The organism is Pseudomonas sp. HMSC066A08, assembly GCF_001813025.1.
GTDB lineage: Bacteria > Pseudomonadota > Gammaproteobacteria > Pseudomonadales > Pseudomonadaceae > Pseudomonas > Pseudomonas aeruginosa.
Window position 1 is genome coordinate 1 of the sequence record NZ_KV811253.1, and the last position, 266, is coordinate 266.

Annotated in this window: 1 protein-coding gene; it reads right to left on the reverse strand. The window is 44.0% G+C overall.

Going from position 1 to position 266, the window contains the following annotated elements; translation table 11 throughout:
- On the reverse strand, window positions 1–246 hold a 246-nt coding region (locus HMPREF2886_RS32870), incomplete at its 3' end, for a twin-arginine translocation signal domain-containing protein (protein WP_139148386.1).
- Window positions 247–266: the final 20 nt, after the last annotated feature.

Genomic DNA, 266 nt, shown 5'->3' on the forward strand with positions numbered 1-266 from the left:
GATAACATCCAGAACAAGGTTTTCAAGTGTTGGGTGAGTCGCACGTAATAAAGATTCCGTACAACCTGTACACTCTTGAGCACCAATCCAAATAACAGGTGGACGTTCAGGTGATGTCATTGCTTGTGACATTTGCGCGGCTGCTTTGCCGCTTAATCCCATGGTAGCTGATAACGCTGCGCACAATTTCATAAAATCGCGTCGGTTAATACCATGTTGGGAAAAAACATTATTCCCCAAGGCCATATATCTCTCCTGATATGATG